The sequence below is a fragment of the Bacillus sp. z60-11 genome (assembly GCF_046464135.1).
GTDB classification, from domain to species: Bacteria; Bacillota; Bacilli; order Bacillales; family Bacillaceae; genus Bacillus; species Bacillus sonorensis_A.
The window spans coordinates 50884-72783 of the sequence record NZ_JBIYSN010000007.1 but is presented as its reverse complement, the minus strand read 5'-3'; the positions used below and the strand labels follow the sequence as shown (position 1 = coordinate 72783).

Annotated in this window: 20 protein-coding genes and 1 pseudogene; 5 read left to right on the top strand and 16 right to left on the bottom strand. The window is 46.8% G+C overall.

Features of this window, described 5'->3' with window-relative positions; all coding sequences use genetic code 11:
- Positions 1-3 precede the first annotated feature (3 nt).
- The 4 genes from ACINLD_RS18355 to ACINLD_RS18340 all read right to left on the bottom strand — a co-directional run bounded on the left by ACINLD_RS18355 (position 4) and on the right by ACINLD_RS18340 (position 4479).
- Complete coding sequence (locus ACINLD_RS18355; RefSeq protein ID WP_026589707.1) at positions 4-1215, bottom strand: DUF58 domain-containing protein; 1212 nt, start codon at positions 1213-1215, stop codon at positions 4-6.
- On the bottom strand, positions 1215-2177 hold the full coding sequence (locus tag ACINLD_RS18350; RefSeq protein WP_026589708.1) for an AAA family ATPase: 963 nt from the start codon (positions 2175-2177) through the stop codon (positions 1215-1217). Before ACINLD_RS18350 ends, ACINLD_RS18355 begins: the two co-directional genes overlap by 1 nt.
- A gap of 134 nt (positions 2178-2311) precedes the next feature.
- Positions 2312-3184: a cation diffusion facilitator family transporter gene (locus ACINLD_RS18345; protein WP_026589709.1), complete on the bottom strand. Its 873-nt coding sequence runs from the start codon at positions 3182-3184 to the stop codon at positions 2312-2314.
- A gap of 287 nt (positions 3185-3471) precedes the next feature.
- On the bottom strand, positions 3472-4479 hold the full coding sequence (locus tag ACINLD_RS18340; RefSeq protein ID WP_035428799.1) for an acyltransferase family protein: 1008 nt from the start codon (positions 4477-4479) through the stop codon (positions 3472-3474).
- A gap of 336 nt (positions 4480-4815) precedes the next feature.
- Here ACINLD_RS18340 and ACINLD_RS18335 point away from each other — a divergent pair, with 336 nt between their 5' ends.
- A complete protein-coding gene (locus ACINLD_RS18335) occupies positions 4816-6360 on the top strand; it encodes a multicopper oxidase family protein (protein WP_077735401.1) in 1545 nt (514 codons plus the stop codon).
- 105 nt (positions 6361-6465) lie between these two features.
- The gene (locus tag ACINLD_RS18330) at positions 6466-7335 is read left to right on the top strand and encodes an effector binding domain-containing protein (protein WP_026589713.1); all 870 of its coding nucleotides are present in this window, start codon (positions 6466-6468) and stop codon (positions 7333-7335) included.
- Between the two features lie 34 nt (positions 7336-7369).
- Here ACINLD_RS18330 and ACINLD_RS18325 read toward each other — a convergent pair whose 3' ends face one another.
- Positions 7370-8014, bottom strand: coding sequence for an SDR family oxidoreductase (locus ACINLD_RS18325; RefSeq protein WP_026589714.1), 645 nt, complete (start codon positions 8012-8014; stop codon positions 7370-7372).
- A gap of 136 nt (positions 8015-8150) precedes the next feature.
- A complete protein-coding gene (gene lepB / locus ACINLD_RS18320) occupies positions 8151-8699 on the bottom strand; it encodes a signal peptidase I (RefSeq protein WP_026589715.1) in 549 nt (182 codons plus the stop codon).
- Between the two features lie 602 nt (positions 8700-9301).
- Between lepB and ACINLD_RS18315 the strand changes: the two genes are divergently transcribed.
- On the top strand, positions 9302-9655 hold the full coding sequence (locus ACINLD_RS18315) for a hypothetical protein (RefSeq protein WP_051290492.1): 354 nt from the start codon (positions 9302-9304) through the stop codon (positions 9653-9655).
- A gap of 125 nt (positions 9656-9780) precedes the next feature.
- Here the strand turns inward: ACINLD_RS18315 and ACINLD_RS18310 are convergent, their stop codons facing one another.
- Both ACINLD_RS18310 and ACINLD_RS18305 read right to left on the bottom strand, forming a co-directional pair.
- The gene (locus ACINLD_RS18310; RefSeq protein WP_410207106.1) at positions 9781-10806 is read right to left on the bottom strand and encodes a hypothetical protein; all 1026 of its coding nucleotides are present in this window, start codon (positions 10804-10806) and stop codon (positions 9781-9783) included.
- A 54-nt stretch (positions 10807-10860) separates the two neighbouring features.
- Positions 10861-11241 carry an RlpA-like double-psi beta-barrel domain-containing protein gene (locus ACINLD_RS18305; protein ID WP_026589717.1) on the bottom strand — a complete coding sequence of 127 codons (381 nt, stop codon included), beginning with the start codon at positions 11239-11241 and terminating at the stop codon, positions 10861-10863.
- A 213-nt stretch (positions 11242-11454) separates the two neighbouring features.
- Between ACINLD_RS18305 and ACINLD_RS18300 the strand changes: the two genes are divergently transcribed.
- Together ACINLD_RS18300 and ACINLD_RS18295 are read left to right on the top strand one after the other, a co-directional pair.
- Positions 11455-11850 carry a hypothetical protein gene (locus ACINLD_RS18300; protein WP_026589718.1) on the top strand — a complete coding sequence of 132 codons (396 nt, stop codon included), beginning with the start codon at positions 11455-11457 and terminating at the stop codon, positions 11848-11850.
- A complete protein-coding gene (locus tag ACINLD_RS18295) occupies positions 11847-12401 on the top strand; it encodes a hypothetical protein (protein ID WP_026589719.1) in 555 nt (184 codons plus the stop codon). Before ACINLD_RS18300 ends, ACINLD_RS18295 begins: the two co-directional genes overlap by 4 nt.
- Before the next feature lie 86 nt (positions 12402-12487).
- Here the strand turns inward: ACINLD_RS18295 and ACINLD_RS18290 are convergent.
- The 8 genes and pseudogenes from ACINLD_RS18290 to ACINLD_RS18255 form a co-directional block, all read right to left on the bottom strand.
- Positions 12488-12751, bottom strand: a pseudogene (locus ACINLD_RS18290) (GNAT family N-acetyltransferase); the annotation flags it as partial.
- Positions 12752-12923: 172 nt separating this feature from the next.
- Entirely contained in the window at positions 12924-13589 is a 666-nt protein-coding gene (pgmB, locus tag ACINLD_RS18285; RefSeq protein ID WP_077735412.1) for a beta-phosphoglucomutase, read from the bottom strand.
- Positions 13586-15289, bottom strand: a complete 1704-nt coding sequence (locus ACINLD_RS18280) for a glycoside hydrolase family 13 protein (RefSeq protein ID WP_077735414.1) — start codon at positions 15287-15289, stop codon at positions 13586-13588. The genes pgmB and ACINLD_RS18280 overlap by 4 nt, the downstream gene beginning before the upstream one ends.
- Complete coding sequence (locus ACINLD_RS18275) at positions 15282-17567, bottom strand: glycoside hydrolase family 65 protein (RefSeq protein ID WP_077735417.1); 2286 nt, start codon at positions 17565-17567, stop codon at positions 15282-15284. The genes ACINLD_RS18280 and ACINLD_RS18275 overlap by 8 nt, the downstream gene beginning before the upstream one ends.
- The gene (locus tag ACINLD_RS18270; RefSeq protein ID WP_077735419.1) at positions 17545-18429 is read right to left on the bottom strand and encodes a DUF1189 domain-containing protein; all 885 of its coding nucleotides are present in this window, start codon (positions 18427-18429) and stop codon (positions 17545-17547) included. The genes ACINLD_RS18275 and ACINLD_RS18270 overlap by 23 nt, the downstream gene beginning before the upstream one ends.
- A gap of 4 nt (positions 18430-18433) precedes the next feature.
- Positions 18434-19285, bottom strand: a complete 852-nt coding sequence (locus tag ACINLD_RS18265) for a sugar ABC transporter permease (protein WP_026589725.1) — start codon at positions 19283-19285, stop codon at positions 18434-18436.
- The gene (locus tag ACINLD_RS18260) at positions 19286-20593 is read right to left on the bottom strand and encodes a carbohydrate ABC transporter permease (protein WP_026589726.1); all 1308 of its coding nucleotides are present in this window, start codon (positions 20591-20593) and stop codon (positions 19286-19288) included.
- A 40-nt stretch (positions 20594-20633) separates the two neighbouring features.
- The gene (locus ACINLD_RS18255; protein ID WP_026589727.1) at positions 20634-21887 is read right to left on the bottom strand and encodes an extracellular solute-binding protein; all 1254 of its coding nucleotides are present in this window, start codon (positions 21885-21887) and stop codon (positions 20634-20636) included.
- Positions 21888-21900: the final 13 nt, after the last annotated feature.

The window sequence follows — 21900 nt, the reverse complement described above, 5'->3', positions numbered from 1 at the left end:
TTTTCACCTCGCTTTCGCAAAAGCACGGGAAAAGCGCCCGCCATAAATGACGCTCACTTCCGTCCCCCGCGCTCTTAAATGTTCAACAGCCGCATTCTCTTCGCGTGAGACGTCCCCTCCCTTATCCTTGACAAGAAAAACGACAGGCGGGTTGTCTTTCAATGTGTGAGCCAAAACATTTGATAATTCCACCGTGATCCGGCTTGTCACCACATATGTCACCGCATTCCTCACGTCAGGCGAGTTTAACTCGCTGTCCATGAGCGTGTGGAACGGATAAAGAGCATCGCAATCCGCTACCGCCAAATAATGAAACAGATGCTGCAAATGCTCTTCTCCGTTCCGCGCCGGAAACCGGGCTTTTTCCTTTCCGCCGGCAACAAGCCCGGTGTTCGTCCCGTCCCGCAGAGCGGCGCGAACGATGGATGCGGTCAAGCTGACGATATCCTCAAACGCGTCAGACGGAGACTGATCCAAAAAGATCAGCAGATCATGGCCTTTAGTTTGTTCAAACTCCTTTGTCATCAGCTGATTTCGCCGAGCCGACGCTTTCCAGTCCACCCAGGCAAAACGATCACCGGGCTGGTATTCCCTGACGCCTGACGCCAATGTACTGTTCTTCCGCCGCAGGTCTGAGGCATACCCCGATTGATCATCAAACTTCCCCGACCTCGCATGAAATGCAATGTCTTGATATGAGGGCAAAACAAAGAAAGACGTTTCCACCTGTAGGGAAATTTCCTTTTCCACAAGTCCGAGCGGATCGCCTGTGCGGATCCTGATCTCTTTTAAGCGGTGATCTCCCCTCGGCACCGAATCTATTGTATAAGCCATTTTGATTTCCTTTTTGAACCAGGGAAAAAGAAATTGCTTCGCTCCGGCGGGATTTCCGTTTTTCAAAAGCGAATCAGAGAGACAGTCTTCCACGATCATAAACATGAGCGGAAACGGAACTTTTCGTTTTAAAGTGATGACGGGATTCAGCCGCTCTCCGGCTCTCAAATGCTCCCCGCTGATCTTTCGCACCGCCGTTATGCTGGACAGCGGGTAAATAGCAAACAGGAAAGCATACAACATAAAGGGGAGAAAAGCGAAAAACAAAAACCAGCTGACAAATCCCCCTTGAAACATGGCATAGCTGAACGCCGCCAGGGACAGAAGAAATAAAACAAACAGCTTCCACCCGTATTTCAACAGACCGATACGCTCTCTCATTATTTGTTCATCGGCCTTCCAACAGGAACTTCCGTTTTCGACATAATCTCCTGAAGAACCGTTTCAGGGCGCTTCCCTTCGAACTTAGCCTCCGGCCGCAAAATCATTCTGTGCTGGAGGGTAAAAGGCGCCAGGAATTGAATATCATCAGGAATACAATAGTCGCGACCGTGCAAAAATGCATACGCCTGTCCGGCTTTCATCAGTGCAATCGATCCGCGCGGACTGACACCTAAATATACGGAAGGGTGGTTCCTCGTTTTTTGCGTTATTTCAACAATGTACTCTTTAATTGAGGCGTCCACATAAACCATTTCCGCCTCTTTTTGAAAAGCCGCGAGCTCCTCCTTTTCGATGACAGGCTCAATCTCTTCAAGCGGACGGCGGTTCTCTTGAAGATCGAGGACCTGCAGCTCTTCACGGATGGTCGGATAGCCCATGCGCAGCTTAAATAAAAAGCGGTCAAGCTGTGCTTCAGGCAGCGGATATGTCCCTTCATATTCAACAGGATTTTGCGTCGCCATCACAAAAAAAGGCTTTGCAAGCGGCATTGTCACACCATCAACCGTCACACTGCCTTCTTCCATCGCTTCAAGGAGAGCCGATTGGGTTTTCGGCGAAGTCCGGTTGATTTCATCTGCCAGCACGATATCCCCCATGATCGGGCCTGAACGATACTCAAATTCCAATGTTTTCGGATTGTAAATGGAAACACCTGTTACATCCGAAGGCAATAAATCAGGTGTAAATTGGATTCTCTTGAATTCCGCACCGACTGATTTAGCCAGCGCCCGGACCATCATGGTTTTGCCGACGCCGGGTACATCTTCCAAAAGGACATGACCGTTGGCCAAAATGGCGGTCAGGCTCAAAACGGCTATATCTTTCTTTCCTACTATTACTTTATCTATATTATCGGCTACTTTTCCCAAAACAGGGTGCAGCGCTTCTTGATAAGCCATCCTCTTCCTCCTCATGCTGACGATTCGAATTGATTTAACTTTACCATAAACGATGTTTCAGCAGAAGACAACAAACCGATGAAAAAGTCTTTTTTTGCAAATCGAAAAAAATAGCCTTTCCCTGCTGGAAAAGGCTATTTTTCCTCAAAAGGCTCTATATGAACATGGGAATGAACGATCGAATGTTCTTCCTGCATCCTTCTTTCAATCTCATCAGCGATATCGTGACTTTCGGAAATATTCAGGTCCGACCTGACCTCGACAATGATCTCTACGTGGACGGCGCTTCCTAAATACCGCGCTTTTACATCCTTGATCCGGCCGACTCCCGGCACCTGTTGAATCGTTTCTTTATACATCGAAATATTTTTGATGTCAAAGCCGTCCGTCAAGGAATGGGCGGCATCCCTAAAAATGTCCCAGGCGGTTTTGCAGATCAATAAACCGATGATAAAGGCCGCCGCGGTATCGACCCAGGCGAGATTAAACTGCGAGGCAAAAATCCCCGCAAATGTTCCGATGCTGACAAAAGCGTCTGATTTATTATCAGCTGCCGCCGCATAAAGGGCCTGGCTGTTGACCTTCTGAGCCAGCCTTTTGTTATAAATGAACACGAGAAACATGATGATTGCACTTCCGGCCGCCGTCCAAGCCGCGATCATATCAGGCGTTGTTTCCCGAGGATGAAACAAGGTCTCACCTGAGCTGTACAACACTTGAAGACCGACAACCATCATGATAAAAGATGCAACGAGCGAGGCGATTGTTTCAGCGCGAAAATGTCCGTACGGATGGTCCTCATCAGGCGGCTTTTGTGAAATCCTGAGGCCGATCAGCACCGCTAAAGAAGCGATAATATCCGTCGTATTGTTAAGCCCGTCAGCTTTTAAAGCCTCTGAATGAAAGGCGTAGCCGATGAAAAGCTTCACAGCCGACAGCAAAAGGTAAGCGATGATGCTGACCCATGCCCCGGTTTCTCCTTTTTTCAATTCATCATACCGTTCCATAAAAAGCTTCCTTTCCCATCCGTGTTTTCGCCTTTAATCATACAAAGCCAAACTTGAGTGAGTCTATAGAAACATGATTCACTTCTTGCAGAAATATAGTCGGCATAGAACTTTTTTTAATGAGAGAAACAAATTTCAATGGAGCCAAACCCCCAATAAACCCGTTCCCGGCAAGGCTTTCCATAAATCGTCTGTTCCGTCCACAGCCGCCAAACCGAGCTGCAGCTCTTTTATTCTGAATATTTTTTCTTTGAAAAATCAAAACCTTGCAAAGTCTGCAAGGTTTTTCAGCACCTCCTTCTCCCAAGAAAAACCGGATACCGATTCAACACGATGATGCATGGAATCATGATGACCAGCGTCGCGATTGAATAAATCCCGCTCCATAAAAGCGAGCCGTATGTCTCATCAAGCGAAAAATCAAGCAAATAGTATATGACGGCTTTCAATATTCGAATCACCGGATAATGGAGAACAAGAATGATCAGCGAGTTTTTGCCGAGAAATCGAAGAAGCCTTACATTTTCCAAGTGAAAGCTCGTAAAAATGACACCGGCCGTACCCGAAAATGCCGTGATGTAAAAGATCGCCATATCACCGTATTCATTAGCTCTCATATCAACTCTGACATTCCAGCTTTGCAGATAGGCGACCACCGCGAAAAACAGAAATGAAAGCAGCAGTGTTCTTCGATTTCTCATTTTCAGCTCCCTCAAGCGTTTCCTCAGAAGAAAACCGGCCGAGTAGAAAACGATTGCGGTCAAGGCCACCTCGATATTCCACAGCAGTTTGATGTCGAGATACTGGTAATTATAATAACCCAAAGCGGCGGACAACATGACGAAACAGACGATAAAACGGTCGTTCAGCCATTTTTTCATACAGAAAAAAAGAAGTTCGACAACAAACAGGCATGTCAAAAACCACAGCGCCGGATTGTGTGTCAGCATGTAGTGATCGGGTATCGAATAAAAGATTCCTTTAAAAGGAATGATCGGATCGACATCAGAACTTCCGCTGAACTTGAAATGCCTCTCGATTAAAAACCAGAATGAATAAGCGAGGACGGAAAAGATGAAGTAAGGCAAAAGAAGCGTCTTCATTTTCTTATACAGAAAAGACTTAAAAGTCAGATTCGCATCATGATATACGACCCCGGACAAAAAGAAAAACAGCGGCATATGAAAAGCGAAAATGAACGTTTTCAGCCAATCCGTCGTCGGTGTATGACCCAACACGACGAGAATAATTCCCAAACCTTTCGACGCGTCAATCCAATCTATTCTTTTCTGCATCAAGACATCTCCTTTCTGACCGATTCGCTCCCTAAAAGTAAGGGTTCACGCATAACATACCATCATGAAATACGTCAGCTCCACTCTCATCCCCCGCAAAACCGATTTCAAGGCAATATTTAATCGTTTGGAAATATTCTGTTCATACTTTTGTAATCATCCGCCTTTTTTAGAGCATATTCGACCCGGAACTTAAAGTGAAAAGAAGGGGCAGCAGCCGCTGGGAAATAAACGGCTTTTAGCCCGCCCTTTTCCTCTCTCGGCAGGAACCTATCCACACACACCGTCTTATAATGTACTGATGCATTTATCAGAACTTAAGAGGACAGGTGAAACATGAAGCTTGAAAAATTCGTTGACAGTCTGCCGATTCCAAAAGTGATCAAACCTCATACAAAAAGCAAGACCAAAACGTATTATGAAGTGAAGATGGAAGAGTTTCACCAGCAGCTTCACCGCGATCTGCCGCCGACCCGGCTTTACGGATATAACGCAAGCTACCCCGGACCTACATTTGAAGTGAATAAAAATGAAAGGGTCGAAGTGAAGTGGCTGAACAACCTTCCAGATCATCATTTTCTCCCGGTCGATCATACGATTCATGAGGATGTCCGCCACGGACCTGAGATGAAGACCGTCGTTCACTTGCACGGAGGGAATACTCCGGCTGACAGCGACGGCTATCCCGAAGCCTGGTTTACGAGAGGCTTTAAAGAAACAGGGCCGTTTTTCAAAAGGGAGGTATATGAATATCCCAATCATCAGGATGCCGCCGCACTCTGGTATCACGACCATGCGATGGCGCTGACGAGGCTGAATGTATACGCCGGTCTGGTCGGGCTTTATTTCATTCGCGACCGGGAAGAACGGTCATTAAACCTGCCGAAAGGAGAATACGAAATCCCCCTGTTGATACAGGACAAATCGTTTCATGAAGATGGCTCATTGTTTTATCCGCGCCAGCCAGACAACCCTTCTCCCGAACTTCCGGATCCGTCTATTGTTCCCGCTTTTTGCGGAGATACCATTTTAGTCAACGGAAAAGTGTGGCCATATGCGGAAGTTGAACCGCGAAAATACCGGTTCCGCATTCTGAATGCTTCCAACACCAGATTCTATGAACTATATTTCGACTCCGACGATGTCTTCCATCAAATCGGAACGGACGGCGGCCTGCTCCAGCATCCGGTAAAAGTTCAGTCTATGACGATTGCGCCTGCTGAACGGTTTGACCTCATCGTCGACTTTTCGAATGCTGAAGGAAAAACCATCACCTTGAAAAACCGGATCGGCTGCGGCGGACAAGACGCTGATCCGGAAACCGATGCAGACATTATGCAATTCCGCGTCACAAAACCGCTGAAGCACAAAGATACGTCTTCAATCCCAAAAATGCTGAGAAAACGGCCTTATGTGAGAAGTCATAAAGTGGATACCATCAGGACACTGTCATTGGGAGCTTCCCTGGACCAATACGGAAGACCGGTTCTTCTTTTAAACAACACAAAGTGGCATGAGCCAGTGACAGAAACGCCTGCGCTCGGCAGCACCGAGATCTGGTCGATCGTGAATGCAGGAAGAGCTATACACCCGATCCATTTGCATCTCATTCAATTTTTGATCCTTGATCACCGGCCGTTTGACACAGCCCGCTATCAGGAAAACAAAGAACTCATTTTTACAGGCCCCGCCGTGGCCCCGGCACCGAACGAAAAAGGCCTCAAAGATACCGTAAAGGTCCCGCCCGGAACCGTTACCCGCATCATCGCCACCTTCAGCCCCTACAGCGGCCGATATGTATGGCACTGTCACATATTGGAGCATGAAGATTACGATATGATGCGGCCGCTTGAAGTCCAAGACCCGCGGCAACAACGATAAAGCCTCCCCATCAGGAGGCTTTTTAAAAAAGCACAAATCATCAAAAAAATCCACACGTAATCTTGTACAATAAAAGTAATCAAATGGTAAAGGCTGTGTATGACGATGGACTATTATGAACGAATTCAAAAAGCGGTTTATTTTATCGAAGAAAATCTTCAAGAGGAATTAAACATCATAGATATTGCGGCAAAATCGTATTTTTCCCCATTTCATTTTCAAAGGCTTTTCCAGGCGATTTCCGGCTTCTCTGTCAAAGAGTACATCCGCAACCGGCGGCTGTCTGAGGCCGCTGTGTCGCTCTTGGAAACGGACAGGCCCATCCTCGACATCGCGATGGATTTCCAATACGGATCACAGGAAGCATTCAGCCGGGCGTTCTCTCATTATTTCGGGATCACTCCAGCCAAATACCGCAAGGCAAAGGTCAAGCTGGACCATCAAGCGAAAATGAACTTTCTCGACTACAAAAACAAAATGAATGGAGAGCTGATCATGACCAAACCAAAGATCATGCATCTGGACGAGATCCATATCATCGGATATGAATATCGGACAAACTTAAACAATGAAACATATTTCGAAGAGATTCCGGGATTTTACTTTGATTTCGGACAAAATGAATATTATTTAAAGATCCAGAATAAAGCTGCTCCAAGTATGTCATATGGGATTTCATGCAACTTTCAAGATGAAGGGGAATTCTCTTTTATCATTGGAGAAGCCGTTCACGCCCCGGCGGAAGAAGTCCCGGAGCCACTGGTTTATTTTAAAATTCCTGAAGGTAAATACGCCATTTTTGATGTGAAGGGGCCGTCGGCATCGGTTCAAAACACACGCAGATTCATTTATGGGACATGGCTGCCGAATTCGAATTATGAAAGAAAAGAAGGACCTGATTTTGAAGTGACTGATGTTTGCCAATCTTCCTATCCGGATGATATGAGAATGAAAGTCTACATTCCCATTCGTTAAAGGCCTGGAACCAATGGTTCCAGGCTCTGTTTTTTTATATTGCTTTCAGCGCTTCAGCGACAGGCGTGTCTCCTGAAGTCAGATCAAAGGAACGGCGGTATGTATGCTCTTCAGTGAGCGCCGCTGCAATGGTTTTGGCGACATCTTCACGAGGAATCGCGACGCGATCAAGGTTTTCAGCGGCTTTCACCTTGCCTGTGCCAGGTTCATTTAGGAGGCCTCCCGGGCGGATGATCGTATACGTTAAATCGCTGTCTTCAAGAATTCGATCCGCATAATGCTTCGCAACATAATACGGTTTGAGCGCTTCGTTCCAATTTTCCCGATGGTGAGCCTGCAAAGTGCTGACCATGATAAACCGTTTGATTCCCGCTTTTTCAGCGGCTTCAATCGTTTTGACAGCTCCGTCAAGGTCAATCAGCAGTGTTTTGTCAGCGCCGGTTTTTCCGCCTGAACCGGCTGTAAAGACAATCGCGTCACATCCTTTTGCAGCTTGTGCAATATGATCCACTGTCCCCTCTAAATCGGCAAGAACGGCTTCTGTTCCAGATTGTTTCAGCTCTTCAGCCTGTTCCTGATTTCTAACCATCGCTCTGACTTGATGCACGCCGTCTTCATTCAATATACTGATCAGAAGGCGGCCAATTTGTCCATTTGCACCGACAATCAACACTTTCATCTGAATATGCTCCTTTCCATTCGGTTCTCCTTCCATTATTTCATTGTGGGACAACTTCTTCAAACGGCCTGCTCATATGGAAGTTTTAAGCAAATCAAAAAGACCTCCCACTTATCATGAGAAGTCTTTTCCCGTCCTATTCTATCCCGCCGATTTCATTAAAAGGAAAATAGCGGAATTCAACCTTGCCGACAACGGAGTCATGTGAGATAAATCCGAAAAACCGGCTGTCCCTGCTGTTTTGGCGATTATCCCCCATCACAAAAAAGTGATCTTTCGGGACTTTCTCTTTCCCCGTTAATTCTTTTAGTGTGAAGTTGTTTGTTAAATGTTCATGAACCGTCAGCTTTTGCTTATTTTCCTTTAAATACGGCTCATTATAAGCTTTTCCATTGACATAAAGAACATCGTCCTTCATTTCGACCGTATCCCCCGGGAGGCCGATCACCCGTTTGACATAGTTTTCGTCAGCATCAGGGGCATGAAAGATGATTTTGTCAAAACGCTTGATATCGCTGATTTTGCTGACCATGACCATGTTTCCATCCTGTAAAGTCGGATACATCGAATCCCCCAGGACGGTGGATGGTGTGAACAAAAAATATCGGCAAATGAAAACGATGATTCCGGCAATGACAAGGGTTTTCACCCAAGATAATATCTCTTTTTTTCTGCTGTTTTTCATAAAAATTTCTCCTTTGTTTCTGATTCATCTCGGCTTCTTTCGTATCATATCAAGCCGTCCGCCCAACATTTAAGACAACATTCGGGAAAAACGAATCTATATTTATATGAATTAGCGATTTTTACTAAAAATCCTCTATTCCAAGGATGATAAATCATGTCTTTCACGAGCTTCAAGAGCAAACCATTATAAATGCACAGGCAAAATCATCCCGCTTATAATACATTATCATATCCTAAATAAAAGGCGGTGACCTGAGCAAAATGTCCGGTTATGAAGATTACTATGACAATTACGATCCATACAGCCCAGAACGGCAAAGTGAGAGAAAGGCCCTAGCTGAAGGGCGCACCCCAAAACGAACCCATCATTCCGATCCCGATCCAGGTGATGATGATTCTCGCTTTAAATGCAGGCCCAGAAAGTGTCATTCAGATGATGACGACCGTTTCAAATGCCGCAGAAAGAAGTGCTGACAGCTGATTGTAAAAGCCGATCCTTTACATGATGATCGTGAATGAAAAATTTATGTTCAGTTGCCGTCCTCATTTGGAACATTCATCCAACAGGTGAATATCATACATCTAAAAGGGGATGAAAACATGGATCTTCCAAAAGGTGCAGTGACCTCTATGCCCCATCACCATCAAAGGTCTTTGCACGAACTTTGCCGCAAATATATGCACTATCATGTCGTTTTGCGAATGAAGGACGGCCGTTTGATCCACGGCATTCTTGAAGGGAGCAATTCTCAGGCAGCATCTGTTCTTGTGCCTGAAGACGTGCTCGAAGAAAAACAGGTCTATGGCAGCACGGGGTTTCCGCGGCGAAAACGGTTCCGACGGTTTAACAGAAAGATTTTTCCGTTTGTGATGCTGACGGCATTATACCCCTTCCCTTATGATGAAATATCAATATATCCGAATGCTGCGGCCGGAAGCTTTTCACACCCGTGACGCTCTCCGGCAGAAAAACGGCTTCGGATGCGGGCTGCTTTGGGACAAGCACGGCAGCCGTAACCATGACAAAAAACAGCCAGGCAGAGGCTGTCTAAAAAGTTCTCCCCGGCTGTTGTCCGCTGTTAATCCAAAACGGTAAAGCCGTTGATAATTCCATTTGGTTTCTCCCATTCTTTTCTCACTTCTTTTGTTTTGAGATGATAGGAGTAAATCGTTCTGACTTTAGCTTCACTGCCCGTTTCATCTTCAAGCAGCTTCGCATCTTTTGCCTCAGCAAGAAAATAGATTTTTTCCCCGTCCTTTGAGAATTGCGGCTGAGCTGACTCGATCAGTTTGAACGCCTGCTGATCGGAAATGACGGCTTGATATTTTCCGGTTTTCACATCCAGCGCATCAATCGCCGCCTTTTCGCCGTCAGCATCTGATTCCGTGAAAATGATCATCTTTCCTTCAGGAAATATCGCGATGTCATTGATAAATTTTGCGGCCGTTTTGACGGTGTGATTCCCTTTTTCATCCCCAAGAGAAATACGCATATTCGTCGGCTCGGGAGAAACCCCTTTGCTATTCGCTTCATCGGTTTTTTGATAGTCCTCTTCGACAGAATAATGAAGCAGAACGAACCGGCCGTTTTGTTGATTGTATTGATAATAGCTGACGCTTTCATCCTTGTTGTCCGGCTTCGGATAAAGAACGGCAAATTTCCCTTTTTTCACATCAAATGAGGCGAGATGAAAATTTCTTTCCGACGGAAGATTGTAGCGCATATACAGCTTTGAGCCGTCAGGGGACAAGCTCAGCCCGTCGACATACTCATCGCCTCTGTGCAGTGTTGTTTTTTTTCCCGATTTCAAGTCAAGCCTGATCAAGCGGCGCATATTGCTGTCTTTTGCGTTTGTGAAATAAAGCATTTGATTTTTCCGATCAAGCGCCATCGCCGGATAGTCGGTCATCTTTTCCTGATAGAGCTTCCTCTGATTTTCATAATAGGAAGTCACAAGCTTTTCATCTGTAAAGGAAACGAGCAGGTTTGAACCGGTGCCTGCCGTTTTCTGCTCCGCTTTTTTCGGAGAGGAAAAATAGACGGCAGCGTAAGCTCCCGCAGCTAAGGCGATCACTGCCACTAGAATGATTGCGATTTTTTTCATCGTCTGCCTCCGCAAATGGAAAGAAGCAAGAAAACAAGTTTTCTTGCTCCGCTTTTATTTTTTATAGGTGTAATGTCCTTTGACTTTGCCTTTGCTTGTCGGATATCCTAAAGCCCTGAAAGCCTTCGGGCTTACATCCAAGACGGCTCCCGGCATTCTGCCGACATCGTATTTATATACAGTGATTACTTTTTTTGGTTTCGCTTTTGAGTAGGCTCTTATTTTCGTGCCTTTTCTCGGAACATCAAAGCCGATTTTTGTGGCACAGTCCCAATGGCCGAGCCTTTTGCCGTCAGCGCCGATTTTCCCCACTCCATTGTACCAAGTGATATATCCGCTGACTTTCTTTGTTTTAGCGCTTGCCTCACCGGTAAAATTGAATGCCAAAATGAAGCTTGCAGCTAAAACGAAAACAGAAAACACGATCTTCTTCATAAAAAATATCCTCCGTAACTGGGATTTTTTTCTGACATTCAGATTATACCTTTTTTCATAGAAATGGGATTTTACAGTTTGTTTACGTTTAAAATGCAAATATTACGCATTGATCCTATGGAAAATAATCCAATTCCCCTATAAAATTTATGACACTATTTGATTCATTGATTCGTATCAAAAGGTGAAAATAAATAGAATAGGATGATTATGATGAAAAGATCAAAACGTTTAGCCTTCGGTATGGCCGTCATGCTTGCTGTTTTTATCATTTCAGGATGCTCTGAAGACGGTGCTGACCGTTCGCAGGACGTGGCCAAAGACAAATCAATCAAAAAATATGACCTCGTATGGTTTGATTATCTAAATGACAGCAAATCTGAAAAAGCGCCGCTATTAAAAGTCTCATATATGATAGACGGGAAACAAAAGACAAAGACATTCAAAAATTATGTAGAAAACATTGAAGACATAGAACAGCCCTACATCAAAATTCGCGATGATGAAGCATTTATCTACCGTCCGCCATACATAAAATACGACCAGGAACCGCTGGAAGGTGTCGTGAAGGACAAAATTGAACAAAAAAGCAGTGATGACAAGCGATGAAGAAACAGGCGATTCTGCTGATTGTCTTATCCTTGCTGATGCCGCTTCCGGGCCATCAGGCAGCGGCAGCCACAAGCAATGGTTCATCAGGGGGAACGAAGACGTCAAGCTCAGCTGCGAAAAGTGCTGCAAAAAGCCGCGCGGGGTCGGTCAATCACAGTTTGCGCAGCTATATGAGAACACAGGGAGCCAACAGGAGTCACGCAAGCAAAAACGCGCTGCAAAGAACATTACCTTCCAATGCGCTCTATAAAGGCAGTGTCAGGCAAACAATGAACCAAAATCCCGCAGGCTCAGCATTTTTGAATTATTACTTTCCATACTGGATGATCTTTCACAGAGGCGGGTACACAGCAGAACAAAAACAAGTGCTCAACACCGCCGGAATCAAAGAAAAGGAGCTGGCAAAACCGCGGGAAAAAAGATACTGGCTGCTGGTTGAGGATCAAAACGGCAAAGAACAAGCCGTGCTCGTATCGAAAAAACAATATGACAGCGTGCAAAAAGGAGATCATATTAAACTGATTCACAGAGGGCTTGTTAAGGATTAACAAAAGCGGCCGGCTCTTTGTACCGTTGTACAAAAAGGGCTTGAACCTGCCGGCAAACGGACATTTGTAAAATTGAAAACCGACAATTAAAAGACAGCCTCATCATGTTTGATGGGGCTGTTTGTCGTCAAAAGCACAGGCCGGTAGCCGATCTCCTGATATATGTTATTGGAAGTCGGATTGTCCTGATCGGTATATAAACAGCGCCTTGCTCGAGCGCCGCCATACAAGATGAGGCATAACCTTTTTTGCGGTCTAAAAACGAGATTGACGGTAACGCCGTTTTGCGTCAGTCTTGTCTTTTTCGCCATTGAAACAGGCTCCCGATCATCCCATAAAGAGAAGAGCTTTCAACCCCTTTGATGGTCATCCGTATGGGCGAGAAATGTCTCGAGACTGTTGAACCGCTTCACTTTTATTTGCTTTCCAGTCATTTGTCAAAAAGACCGCCAGCCGGAAACGATCCGAAAACAGCGGTCTTTCTTCGTCATTTATGCTTCTCTTTGCTTCCTTCATTCCCCTTCAACATCGAGAGCGCCGCCATCCTTCATTGAGCAGCCTAAACGACAAATCACGCGTATCATGGACAATCAGATCAGCCGCATGCATTGCTTTTTCATCACCGACGCCAACCGCGAACATCCCGGCGGCTTTGATCGCGGAGATGCCTGCCTCAGCATCCTCGATGGCGGCACATTCCGTCGGAAGGACGCCGAGAAGCGCCGCCGCGGTTAAAAAGATTTCAGGATCGGGTTTTCCCTTCGCAAGAGCAGCCGGGTCAACGACGGCGTGAAAGTCATCCGCGATTTTCAAGCGTTTTAATATCGCGGGAGCGTTGCGGCTTGATGATGCTAAAGCAACCTTGATCTTTGCGGCTTTCAGATCGCGGACGAGCCGCCCGATCCCGGGCAAAAGCTGCTCCGGCCCAATGTTTTCGATCAGCGTTTGATAATATCGGTTTTTTTCGGCCAACAGAGCTTGTTTCTCTGCCTTTGCATACCTTTCCGCCACACCGCCATGACCCAGCATCTTTTCCAGCGACTCTTCCCGGCCGATTCCTTTCAAGCTTTCATTAAAGCTTCTGTCGAATGGAATATGCAGCTGTTCGGCGATGCGTTTCCAAGCGAGAAAATGATACTCCGCCGTGTCTGTGATCACTCCGTCCAAATCAAAGATGACCGCTTTCATGATCCGTGTTCCTTTGTATCGTTGATGCACATCAAGGCTTCGTAGGGCTTCAGGTAAATCTTCCTCATGTCAGCCTGCTGCCTCGAGTAGTTGGAAAGGAGAACGTCCCACCGTTCAGCAAGCCGCTCCGGCGGTGCTTCAAACACTGCCTCCTCCTCCGACAAATTCGCGACGACGAAAAGCTTTTCTCCTTGATATTGGCGGATATAAGAAAAGATTTGCGGATCATCTTCGAGCAAAAGCTGAAAATCTCCGTGAACGATACTCTTGTACTGCTTGCGCAACCGAATCAGCTTCTGATAATAATAGAAAATCGAATCTTGATCATTCAAGGATTCTTGCACATTGATTTCTTGATAGCGGGAATTGACCGGAAGCCATGGTTTTCCCGTCGTAAATCCCGCGTGCTGCTTGTCGTCCCATTGCATCGGCGTTCTTGCGTGGTCTCTGCCTTTTTTGCCAACGGCTTTTAGAAAATCTTCCTCCGAGATTGTTTTGTTTTCGATGACAAGCTCCCTATAAGCGTTTCTGATTTCGAGATCATCATACACCTCGAGCGGCATCTCGCTGTTTGTCATGCCGATTTCCTCGCCCTGATAAATAAACGGCGTTCCCTTCATCCCGTGAAGAACCGTGGCGAACGCTTTGGCGCATTGTTTTCTGAGCTTTCCGTCATTGCCCCAGCGGGAAATCACCCTTGGCTGATCATGATTTTCAAAATAGAGCGTGTTCCAGCCGACATTCATCAACCCGGTCTGCCAGCGTGCCATCGTCTTTTTTAAAGCAATCAGATCAAACGGCTTCAGCTGCCATTTCCCATTTGGCGAATGTTGCTCTGTATCAATGTCCATATGTTCAAATGTAAAGATCATGTTCAGCTCTTGCCTGCTTGCGTCCGTGTACTTGATCGCCTCTTCAATATCAGATCCGTTTGCTTCCCCGACCGTCATGCAATCATAATGCGACAGCACTTCACGATTCATCTCCTGGATAAATTCATGAAGGCGGGGGCCGTTTGCATGATAATGGCCGACGACATAAGAGCGATTCTCGTCTGTCTCATAGTTCGGAAAATCGGTGTATTTGGAAATGGAGCCGATGACATCCATCCGCCAGCCGTCAACACCTTTATCCATCCAAAATTTCATTAAATCATACACTTCCCGGCGGACGGCTTCATTTTCCCAATTTAAATCAGGCTGTTTTTTCGAAAAGTAGTGCAAATAATACTGCCCTGTCCGCTCATCATATTCCCACGCCGACCCCGAAAAGATCGATCCCCAATTATTCGGCTCCGCTCCGTCCGGTGCGGGGTCCCGCCAAAAATAATAATCGCGGTAAGGATTGTCCTTCGATTTGCGGCTCTCGGCAAACCAGGCATGCTCGTCAGATGTATGGTTGACGACCAGGTCCATGATGATTTTCATTCCTCTTTGATGAACCTCATCAATCAACTGAAACATATCCTCGTTCGTTCCAAACTTTTCGTACATATTTCTGTAGTCCTTGATGTCGTAGCCGTTGTCATCCTGCGGGGAGTCAAACACCGGGCAGAGCCAGATCACATCTGCGCCGAGGTGTTTGATATAGTCCAGTTTTTGAATGATTCCCTGCAAGTCGCCGATTCCGTCGCCGTTTGCGTCAAAAAAGCTGCGCGGATAGATTTGATAAACGACAGCCTCTTTCCACCATTCACTCATCATCCATCCTCCTTTCGTAGCGTCCGCTCAAGAGAATCGGTTCCTGGCAGACCATCATCTGCAGCGGTTCGCCTTTTAACAGTTCAAAGACGACGCTTTTTTCCGCCGTCATCACACGGATCAGCCGTCCCCTGTAATTGATCTGGAACGAATAGCTTTCCCACTCCTTCGGCAAAGACGGAGCAAACGACAGCGTCTCATTCGCGGTGCGCATTCCCGCAAACCCCTGGACGATGGCCAGCCAGCTTCCCGTCATCGATGTGATGTGAAGGCCTTCATCTGTATCACGGTTGTAATTGTCAAGGTCAAGGCGGGCTGTTCGTTTCGTTAACTCAAGCGCCTTCTCCTCCATCTTCAGTTCAGCGGCAAGCACCGCGTGGACAGAAGGGGAAAGGCTTGATTCATGGACGGTCATCGGTTCATAAAACGCAAAATTGCGCCGTTTTTCTTCCAATGTAAAACGGTGGTTGAACAAATAAATGCCTTGAAGGACATCCGCTTGTTTGATAAAACTGGAGCGGAGAATTTTGTCCCATGACCAATTCTGATAGAGCGGCCGATCAGCCGGATCCAATTCATCCGCCGATTGCAGCTCTTTATCCAAAAACGTATCATGCTGAAGGAAAACCTCAAGTTCTTCACTGTACGGATAGTACATCCGCTCGATGATATCTCTCCATAGCTCAAATTCATCTTCGCACACACCGAGCCGGCGGCGTTTTTCCGCTGAAATGCTGCCGAGATTTTCAAGCGTATACTCAAGCGTCCAAGCTGCGATCACATTTGTATACCAGTTGTTGTTAACATTGTTTTCGTATTCATTCGGTCCTGTTACACCATGGATCATGTACTTGTTTTTCCGCTTTGAAAAATGAACGCGATCTGCCCAAAACCTGCTGATTTCCACGAGCACATCGATCCCGTACGCTTCGATATAATCGCGGTCGCCCGTATAATTGACATAGTTGTAGATCGCATAGGCAATCGCACCGTTCCGATGGATTTCTTCAAAGGTGATTTCCCATTCATTGTGGCATTCATCACCGACAAACGTCACCATCGGGTAAAGAGCCCCTTTCAGCCCCAATTTTGCCGCGTTTCGTTTGGCAGCCTCCAAATGGCGGTAGCGGTACAACAGCAGGTTTTTCGTCACTTCAGGATCGGCGGTCGCCAAATACATCGGTACGGCGTAGGCCTCCGTATCCCAATATGCCGCACCTCCGTATTTTTCGCCTGTCAATCCTTTCGGTCCGATATTCAAGCGTGCATCCGTCCCGTAGTAAGTCGAGAACAATTGAAATATGTTGTAGCGGATTCCTTGCTGAAGTTCATCATCCCCATTAATCTCAATATCCGCTTTTCGCCATCTTTCCTGCCATTCGGCGATGTGCCTCCGCCTCGCTTCTTCATACCCTTCCTGAAGCACACCGTCCAAAAGCTCCCGGCCTTTTGTGAGAAGCTCTGCTTCCTCGAAATCGCGGGAAGTCGTCACGATGATCAATTTTTTCAGCGAAGCCTTTGTTCCCGGCTTCATTTCATAGATGTAGCGGTTTTCCGCATACATCCGCTCCGTTTTATAGCTGTCACTGCTAAAGCCTTCCGTCACATTGGCCATCATGGCGGAAACGGTAAATCGCGGCGTTCCGAAAGGGTTTTCAATCGTTTTTGTTGTTAAATGGCCGCGGTGGGCACTGGCTCCTTTCGCTTCTTCCTGCCAAAAGCGCTCATCGTAGTTGGCGTCTTCATTTTTCACATCCCCGTCCAGGTAAGGAATGAGCGTGATGACAGCCTCATCCGTCAAGCACTCCGCTTCGTAATGAATCGCACAGAGCTCGCGAACGGCAAGGCTCAGAAACCGTTCAGACGCAATTCTGACCGTTTTATCCTGAATGCGGAATACAGCGCTTCTTCGCAAAATCCCTTCTTTCATATCGAGCTCTAAATCAAACGATTCGATCTCGTTTTCATAAAGGTCGACTTTTTCGCCGTCTATATAGACATCGATGCCGATCAAATTCATCGCATTGATCACTTTTCCGAAATATTCCGGATAGCCGTTTTTCCACCAGCCGACACGCGTTTTGTCCGGAAACCACACCCCTGCGATATATGTGCCTTGAAGGCTTGCGCCTGAATAGCTTTCTTCGAAATTCCCTCTGATTCCCATATAGCCGTTGGCCAAGGAAGTCAAGCTTTCCTGGAGGCGATTATGCTCCTTATGAAATATGCTGGTTTTGATTTTCCATTCATCAATCTCAAATAGCCGCTGATTTGCCATGATTTCCTCCTGACTGTAAATTTTCGTTTTGATGGCGGGTTTTGGACAAATGCCGGAAGATGAAAGAAATCATCAAGGCGGTGCTGCACGAATAGATCAGCAGCACGGCGATGAAATCAAAATGAATCATGCCGAACACCGCGGCGGCAAATGCCGGAAGCGCCGATCCGCAAACCGCCGCCGCGGCTGCTTCCTTGAATGACGCGATGCCGGTCATTTTTGATTTTTTTGTGATCCAGATGCCTCCGGTGAGAACTCCCGTCAAAAAAAGCGCAACGATGAAGATCACCGAATAGGCCAGCATCATGATCATCGGCTTATATTGGGCAAACCACAATGTTCCAAGCAACGTCTTTAAATCAAAGACATTCAGATCACTCAGCCGGACATCCTCTTTCACATAGCGGATGGAAAAACCCGTTCCGTTTTGATCACTGATGATCAGATGATCAGCCTGAAAAACAATCGCGTTTTGATAGCCTTCCACCTTCAGGCGCCCATTTTCACCGCTCGTTTTAACCTCGTGTTTCAGATCGACCGCCAGCAAAGCGCCTCCTTTTTCTATCCGATACAAATCGACCCCGCCTGTCAGTTTTCCGTTTCTGAATTGATATCCTTTTAATTGTTCGGCAAATGCCTGATCACTCTTTTGAACAACAGACGGCATGAAAAGTCCGACATTGAAGCGCTCCATTTTCATGAAGGAAACGGCAAACGGCACCATCAGGCAGCCGCTCAAAAACAGAAATAAAAAGGTGATGTGCAGCCAGCTGAATGTATTCCTGTAGCGGCAGACGCCTGTCGGAGATGCCGCGGCTTTCAGGAAACGAATGATCAAGCGGTCATGTTGCAGATTTCCCATCGGATCATCCCTTCGTTCCGCCGGTGGTCAGCCCGGACACAAAGTTCTTTTGGAGAAAAAAGAACAAGATGCAGATCGGCAGTGCCGCAAGGATCGCCCCTGCCGCAAACAGCGCGACTTTTTGCTGCTGCGGGTTTGATATGAACGACTGCAGCCCTACGGCGATGGTCAGACTTTCCGGAGAGCGAAGCAAAAACTTTGCCAGCAAATAGTCGCCGAACGGCCCCATAAACGCCCATAGCGCCTGCACCGCAAGCATCGGTTTGACAAGGGGCAGAACAACCGAAGCAAAGATTCGCAAGTGCCCCGCTCCATCGATCCGGGCGGCTTCATCGATTTCTCTCGGAACCGTGTCAAAATAGCCTTTCATCAGCCATGTGTTCATCGGAATGCCCCCGCCGATATAGATCGCCGTTAAAAACCAGAACTGGTCAAGCGCGCCGATCAGCATCGCCAGGACGTAAAAAGCGGTCAATGCCGCCATCGTCGGCACCATTTGAATAATCAAAAAGAAGACAAGGCTTTTTTTTCTGCCGCGAAACCTGTAACGGCTGTACGTATAGCCGGCAAGCGTCACGATCGTGACCTGGAGAATCATGACCGACAGCGCGATCACAAGTGTATTGCCGTACCAATTGGGATAAAGCGTATCTGCAAACAGCCGCCTAAAATGGTCCAATGTCCACGGGCCCGAAAAATCGAGCTTGAAAGCGGCCACATTTCCCGGTCGAAAGGCAGATGATGCCGTGATCACCAGCGGGTATATAATGACAATGCTCAACATCGCTAAAAAGAAATAGGTCCAGATTTTGTTCAGCATCCTTGCGGTCCGCGCATTTTTGAACATTCCCTTCATCTACATGACCTCCTCATTGCCAAAGGCATTCGATTTCTTAAACGCAATCAGGGAAACGCCGATGACAATGAAAGAAATCAGCAATGTGACTGCGGCCGCAACCGAATATTGCGGGGAGGTGCCTGTTGTCAGCTTATAGATCCAGGAGATCAAAATATCGGTTGATCCTGCACCGGCTCCCGCGCTGCCCGGTCCTCCCTCATTGAACAAATAGATGATCGAAAAGTTATTGAAATTAAACGTATACTGGGTGATCATCACGGGTGCGGTCGCAAATAAAATCATCGGCAATGTGATGTGCCGAAAACGCTGGAGAAATGACGCACCGTCAATCTTTGCCGCTTCATAAAGCTCGCCCGGAATCGCCTGAAGCACACCTGTTACCATGACATAAATGTACGGAAATCCAAGCCATGTCTGGATCATAATCAGGGCCGTCTTCGTCCAAAACGGGTCGGTTTTCCACGGGGCTGCCGGAAGCTCCACAAACGGAAGCTGATTCAAAAGCGGAATGACTTGCGCGTTCATAGCGCCTATGCTGTCGTTGAAAATGTTGGAAAAACTCATGATCGTAATAAAAGCCGGGACAGCCCACGGAAGCAAGAAGATGATTCGAAACATCCGCCTGCCTTTAATAAAATCCTGATTGACGATAAGGGCCGTCACGATGCCAAGGACAATTTGCAGTGTTGTCGCACAGATCGTCCAGATCACGGTCCAGCTCAGCACATCGAAGAATGTCTCCCGATAGGAGCCAAGGAAAAAGACGTTCAGGAAGTTTTTAAATCCCACCCAGTCAATGAGGCTTGCAGGCGGAATATGGTAAAAATCATAGTTTGTAAACGCGACAAACAGGGTGACCAGGACCGGAAAAATAATCACAAACACCATCATGATATATGCCGGCAATGTAAATAAATATGGGAACCCTTTATCCCCCAGATTCCGGATCATGTCCCGCGCTGTTTGGCTGACCTTCAATCCCGCCGCCTTCATTGCAGCCGTTTTTTGCGCATCATAAATATTAAAGATGTAGAACATCAGAAAAATCAGTGTCACAATCAATTGCAGAGTGCCTTCTATCAACAGAAACAACGAGTGGTCTTCCCCAGGGACGCTTCCCAAAGTCAATAAGCCGATCAGCGCGTCGATGCCGAATACCCCTAATTCACAAGCAAACAGCACTGTGACGGCCAGAAAAAGGATTCCTTTTGACAGCTGCCGATTGGCAATCTGTCCGGCCCCTGGAATGATCGATAAAAGCCCCGCTTTTCGCCTTTGTTTTGCACGTGTGTCGTCTATGTTCATGTTTTTCGCCCTCTATTCTTCCGGACGCTAACCCGCCGCTTTATTTCACATATTTCTCTTTAATATTTGCTTTCATGACCTTTACAGCATCATCCGCTGACTGCTGCGCAGATTTTTTGCCGGAAGCTGCATCAAATATCAAGCTTTCCGCTCCCGTCCATACTTCGGCCATTTCCGGAATATTCGGGGTCGGCGTCGCAGTTTCATACTGCTGAATGACGGCTGAGGTCAGCTCATCTTTTTGCTTGTCCGCTTTCATCCTCGCGGCTAAGTTGGCCGGAACCTCGTTTGTCTTTTCATAAAAAACATAGGCGTTTTGATCGTTTGCCGCATATTCAAGCCATTTTTGAGCGAGCTCGGGCTCTTTTGTATATTTTGAAGCCACCCAGCCTTTCCCGCCGGCAAACGGAGCATATTCTTTTCCATTTGGCAATGTCGGAATTTTGACCGCCCCGTAGTTCAAACCGGCCTCTTTATAATTGGCGGCCGACCACGGTCCGCCGATGACTGCCGCTGCTTTGCCGTCCATAAAGGTCTGCTGAATAAAATCGTCGGCGCTCGAATTGTCCTGCATGCCTTTCGGCCAATATGTTTTAAACCATTTTTCCGCGTACTCCACACCTTCTACAGATCCTTTGTTGTTCAAGCCGATGTCTTTGGCATCGGCACCATTTTTGCCGAACACATATCCGCCATATCCGGCCAGCAAGCCGTATGACATATAAAAATCGGTCCACTTCGCCAGAAATGCGGTTGATTTTCCTTTTTCCGAAGCGAAGGCAAACCGCTGATCATCCGTAAGCTTTTCAAGGTCCTGAAATGTTTTCGGCGGCGTTTTTAACAAGTCTTTGTTGTAATATAAGACAAGCGTTTCAATGACGAGCGGAATGCCGTAAATTTTCCCGTCGATCGTCACCTGGCGCATGTCTTTCTCAGCAAAGCTTTTCGTGTCGGACGGTTTGATGTCGAGCAGGTGCCCCTGCTGTCCAAGACCGCCGATACGGTCGTACGCCGCGAGCATGACATCAGGCGCATTGCCCGCCGGTCCATCAAGAGGAAGTGCTTCCAGCTGATCAAACATCGGTTTTTCAACAATCTTTACCTTCACATCATTCTCTTTCTCAAAATCTGTTTTGATGCTTTCAACATATTCTTTATATGTTTCTTCAACAGACACCGTCAGCACCTTTTTCCCATCAGAGCTTGCCGCTTCTTTTGAACCCGAGCAGGCGGAAAGGCCGAATGTCAGGACTGAGGCCAGCATTAAGGCAAAACCTTTTTTGAAATGTGTCATCTTTTTCCCCCTC

What these genes read in the sequence shown, in the direction of transcription:
- ACINLD_RS18355 (WP_026589707.1), bottom strand. Translation starts at nt 1,215, where the DNA reads ATGAGAGAGCGTATCGGTCTGTTGAAATACGGGTGGAAGCTGTTTGTT.
- ACINLD_RS18350 (WP_026589708.1), bottom strand. Translation starts at nt 2,177, where the DNA reads ATGGCTTATCAAGAAGCGCTGCACCCTGTTTTGGGAAAAGTAGCCGAT.
- ACINLD_RS18345 (WP_026589709.1), bottom strand. Translation starts at nt 3,184, where the DNA reads ATGGAACGGTATGATGAATTGAAAAAAGGAGAAACCGGGGCATGGGTC.
- ACINLD_RS18340 (WP_035428799.1), bottom strand. Translation starts at nt 4,479, where the DNA reads ATGCAGAAAAGAATAGATTGGATTGACGCGTCGAAAGGTTTGGGAATT.
- ACINLD_RS18335 (WP_077735401.1), top strand. Translation starts at nt 4,816, where the DNA reads ATGAAGCTTGAAAAATTCGTTGACAGTCTGCCGATTCCAAAAGTGATC.
- ACINLD_RS18330 (WP_026589713.1), top strand. Translation starts at nt 6,466, where the DNA reads ATGGACTATTATGAACGAATTCAAAAAGCGGTTTATTTTATCGAAGAA.
- ACINLD_RS18325 (WP_026589714.1), bottom strand. Translation starts at nt 8,014, where the DNA reads ATGAAAGTGTTGATTGTCGGTGCAAATGGACAAATTGGCCGCCTTCTG.
- lepB (WP_026589715.1), bottom strand. Translation starts at nt 8,699, where the DNA reads ATGAAAAACAGCAGAAAAAAAGAGATATTATCTTGGGTGAAAACCCTT.
- ACINLD_RS18315 (WP_051290492.1), top strand. Translation starts at nt 9,302, where the DNA reads ATGGATCTTCCAAAAGGTGCAGTGACCTCTATGCCCCATCACCATCAA.
- ACINLD_RS18310 (WP_410207106.1), bottom strand. Translation starts at nt 10,806, where the DNA reads ATGAAAAAAATCGCAATCATTCTAGTGGCAGTGATCGCCTTAGCTGCG.
- ACINLD_RS18305 (WP_026589717.1), bottom strand. Translation starts at nt 11,241, where the DNA reads ATGAAGAAGATCGTGTTTTCTGTTTTCGTTTTAGCTGCAAGCTTCATT.
- ACINLD_RS18300 (WP_026589718.1), top strand. Translation starts at nt 11,455, where the DNA reads ATGAAAAGATCAAAACGTTTAGCCTTCGGTATGGCCGTCATGCTTGCT.
- ACINLD_RS18295 (WP_026589719.1), top strand. Translation starts at nt 11,847, where the DNA reads ATGAAGAAACAGGCGATTCTGCTGATTGTCTTATCCTTGCTGATGCCG.
- pgmB (WP_077735412.1), bottom strand. Translation starts at nt 13,589, where the DNA reads ATGAAAGCGGTCATCTTTGATTTGGACGGAGTGATCACAGACACGGCG.
- ACINLD_RS18280 (WP_077735414.1), bottom strand. Translation starts at nt 15,289, where the DNA reads ATGAGTGAATGGTGGAAAGAGGCTGTCGTTTATCAAATCTATCCGCGC.
- ACINLD_RS18275 (WP_077735417.1), bottom strand. Translation starts at nt 17,567, where the DNA reads ATGGCAAATCAGCGGCTATTTGAGATTGATGAATGGAAAATCAAAACC.
- ACINLD_RS18270 (WP_077735419.1), bottom strand. Translation starts at nt 18,429, where the DNA reads ATGGGAAATCTGCAACATGACCGCTTGATCATTCGTTTCCTGAAAGCC.
- ACINLD_RS18265 (WP_026589725.1), bottom strand. Translation starts at nt 19,285, where the DNA reads ATGAAGGGAATGTTCAAAAATGCGCGGACCGCAAGGATGCTGAACAAA.
- ACINLD_RS18260 (WP_026589726.1), bottom strand. Translation starts at nt 20,593, where the DNA reads ATGAACATAGACGACACACGTGCAAAACAAAGGCGAAAAGCGGGGCTT.
- ACINLD_RS18255 (WP_026589727.1), bottom strand. Translation starts at nt 21,887, where the DNA reads ATGACACATTTCAAAAAAGGTTTTGCCTTAATGCTGGCCTCAGTCCTG.